The sequence below is a fragment of the Pseudonocardia pini genome (assembly GCF_013870575.1).
In the GTDB taxonomy this organism is placed as follows: Bacteria; Actinomycetota; Actinomycetes; order Mycobacteriales; family Pseudonocardiaceae; genus Pseudonocardia; species Pseudonocardia pini.
On record NZ_JACBXB010000654.1, the window covers coordinates 1 to 3230 of the forward strand.

Genomic DNA, 3230 nt, shown 5'->3' on the forward strand with positions numbered 1-3230 from the left:
GCCGGGTGGCCCCGACGAGGTCCACGCAGTACTGCCGCACCTCCGGGCCCACCCGCACGCGCCGGACGGCCTCGACGACCGACCGGACCATGCGGGCGTCGGCGACGGGACGGAGCAGCTCGAGGGGGTCGGCACCGGAGTGCTCGTCGATCATGGCGAGCTCGGCGGCCGGGTCCGGGTAGCCGACGGAGATCCGCGCGGTGAAGCGGTCCCGCTGCGCCTCGGGCAGGGGATAGGTGCCGTCCATCTCGACCGGGTTCTGGGTGGCGACGACCATGAACGGGCTCGCCAGGCCGTAGGTGCCGCCGTCGACGGTCACCTGGTGCTCGGCCATGCACTCCAGCAGCGCGGACTGGGTCTTGGGCGACGCGCGGTTGATCTCGTCCGCGATCACGACGTTGGCGAACACCGGGCCGGGCCGGAACTCGAACTCGTTCGTCTGCCGGTTGTAGACGCTCATCCCGGTGATGTCCCCGGGCAGCAGGTCCGGGGTGAACTGCACCCGGCTCACCGAGCAGTCGATCGAGCGGGCGAGCGCCTTGGCCAGCGACGTCTTCCCGACGCCGGGGACGTCCTCCACCAGGAGGTGGCCCTCGGCGAGGAGGGTCACCAGCGCCAGCCGGACGACCTCGGGCTTGCCCACGATGATCCGCTGCATGTTCTGGGCCAGCCGCGCGGTGAGGTCCGCGACGGCGGCGAGCGGGGTCGGCTCGGGCACGTCGGGGCCCTGGGTGGCGGGGCCGGATCGGCTGGTCGTGGTCAAGCCTGCTCCTGGGGGTGGGGCGGGTCCTGCGGGCGAGCGTGCCCTCCAGTCTGTCAAAACCCCGCGAGGAGCGTCCCCCGACCGGGGGATCGGGCTCCGAGCGGAGTTCTCCCCACCTCTCCGCACCGCCGCGCCCACGATGCCCCACCGCCCTCCCCACGGCTCCCCACCGGACTCCCCACCACGCCCCACCTCGCCGCTGACCTGCGGTTTCGACCGGGCCGCGGCGGGGTCCATGAGTACTGAACCCCCGGTCAGGGTGGAATCCCCCCACCACCCCCCACATCATCCGACCTGCTGAAACGTGCCGACGACACCCTGGTGGGGCGCCGTTTCCAGTTGACCGTGGTGCGAAGTGGGGTAATGTGGGCCGCGTTGGAGCGAGACGGGGCTCCGAGAAGAGGTGGTGCGGGTGTTCCTCGGCACCTACACGCCTCGGCTGGACGACAAGGGGCGGCTCACGCTGCCCGCGAAGTTCCGAGACGACTTGCGGGGCGGGTGCATGGTCACGAAAGGGCAGGACCACTGCCTCTACGTGTTCACCCGTGAGGCCTTCACGGAGGTCGCCACGAAGGTCGCCTCGGCGCCGCTGACCTCCGAGTCGGCGCGTGCCTTCCAGCGGAACCTCTTCTCGGGAACCGACGAGCAGAACCCCGACGGCCAGGGCCGGATCGCGATCACCCCGGAGCTGCGCCGGTACGCGGGACTGTCCAAGGACTGTGTGGTGATCGGCGCGTTCACCCGCGTCGAGATCTGGGACGCGCAGGCCTGGCAGTCGTACCAGGAGCAGCACGAGGACGACTACGCCAAGGCGCAGGAGGAGGTTCTGCCCGGTCTGATCTGAGATCGGAACACCACGAGTCGCCGTCCCTTCCCGGACGCCGCGTCGTGCCACTCGGCCCGACGGCCCTGGCGCACCTTCCCCGGTGCCAGGTCCGTCGGGGCGAGCGGAGGCGCGGCGGCCGGGTGGGGGCGGCGGCCACACCGTCCGCCGGGCTGGGGAGCCGGGAGGGATGGACCACGACGGCTCGGGACCTTCCCGTCCCGGGCCGTCGGCATGACCACCCCGGGTGCGGGCGCGGGGTGGGGGTACGACGAAGGCGAGGCCCACGGGCCGACCCTTCAGTGGGGGTGATGCGGCGTGCACACCGAGCAGGAGAACGACGGCAGGCGGCACGTGCCGGTCATGCTCCCCCGGGTGCTGGAGCTCCTGGCCCCGGCGCTGGAGGGCAGGCCCGCGGTCGTCGTGGACGCCACCCTGGGGCTGGGTGGTCACTCCGCGGCGCTGCTCGCCGCCCACCCGCAGCTCACCCTGGTCGGGCTCGACCGGGACCCGCAGGCGCTCGAGCTGGCCGGGCGCAGGCTCACCGCCTACGCCGGGCGCACGCACCTCGTGCACGCCGTCTACGACCAGATCGCCGACGTCCTCGCGGAGCTGGGGCTGCCGCGCGCCGACGGGATCCTGTTCGACCTCGGCGTGTCCTCCCTGCAGCTCGACGCGGACGAGCGCGGCTTCTCCTACTCGCGGGACTCGGACCTCGACATGCGGATGGACCCCACGCGGGGACCGACCGCGGCCGAGGTCCTCAACACCTACGCGCCGGGCGACCTCGTCCGCATCCTGCGGGAGTACGGCGAGGAGCGGTTCGCCACCCGGATCGTCTCCGCGGTGGTCAAGCGGCGCGACAAGGCGCCGTTCACCCGCAGCGCGGAGCTGGTGGAGCTGTTGTACGCCGCGGTGCCCGCGGCGTCCCGCCGGACCGGGGGACACCCCGCCAAGCGGACGTTCCAGGCCCTGCGGATCGAGGTCAACGGCGAGCTCGAGGCCCTGCGGGGGGCGTTGCCCGCCGCACTCGGGTCGCTGTCGGTGGGCGGGCGGATCGTCGTGCTCGCCTACCACTCGCTCGAGGACCGCATGGTCAAGCGGGAGCTCGCCGCGGGGGCGGCCTCCCGCACCCCGGTCGACCTCCCGGTGGAGCTGCCGGGACACGGCCCGGAGCTGCGGCTGCTGACCCGCGGCGCCGAGCCCGCCACCGACGACGAGATCCAGGACAACCCGCGCGCCGCCTCGGTGCGGTGCCGGGCCGCCGAACGCATCCGGGAGGTCGCAGCATGAGCGCGCCGGTCAAGACACCCACTCGGAAGCGGCCGAACATCTCGGTGAGCTGGCAGGGGACGGAGACCCCGACGCGCCGGATCCCGGCGCAGCGGGGGACCGTCACGGTGCCGGCCCCGCGCAAGGGCGCCGCTCCGCGCAAGGGCGCCGCGAAGGCGGCGTACGCCAAGCGGGACGAGCGCGTCCGCAAGGCGGTCGGCGGGCCCCGCAAGAGCAAGGCGACGCAGGTCGGCGCCGGGCGCGCGCAGTTCGTGCTGCTGATCATGGCGCTGTTCACCGCGGGCCTGGTGCTCACGCTGTGGCTGTCGACGGCCGCCGCGGCGGACTCATACACCCTGCAGGAGGCCCGCA

The 3230-nt window shown here is 73.3% G+C and carries 3 protein-coding genes and 1 pseudogene; 3 read left to right on the plus strand and 1 reads right to left on the minus strand.

Annotated elements, in window-relative coordinates; genetic code table 11:
* Nucleotides 1-658: AAA family ATPase (locus H5J29_RS26575; protein ID WP_181783746.1), on the minus strand; the 658-nt coding region annotated here is incomplete at its 3' end.
* Between the two features lie 517 nt (nucleotides 659-1175).
* Between H5J29_RS26575 and mraZ the strand changes: the two genes are divergently transcribed.
* The 3 genes and pseudogenes from mraZ to H5J29_RS26590 all read left to right on the plus strand — a co-directional run.
* On the plus strand, nucleotides 1176-1607 hold the full coding sequence (gene mraZ, locus H5J29_RS26580; RefSeq protein WP_181783745.1) for a division/cell wall cluster transcriptional repressor MraZ: 432 nt from the start codon (nucleotides 1176-1178) through the stop codon (nucleotides 1605-1607).
* A 297-nt stretch (nucleotides 1608-1904) separates the two neighbouring features.
* Entirely contained in the window at nucleotides 1905-2879 is a 975-nt protein-coding gene (gene rsmH / locus H5J29_RS26585; protein ID WP_376768577.1) for a 16S rRNA (cytosine(1402)-N(4))-methyltransferase RsmH, read from the plus strand.
* Nucleotides 2876-3230 (plus strand): annotated as a pseudogene (locus H5J29_RS26590) (hypothetical protein); the annotation flags it as partial. The gene rsmH and the pseudogene H5J29_RS26590, both read left to right, overlap by 4 nt.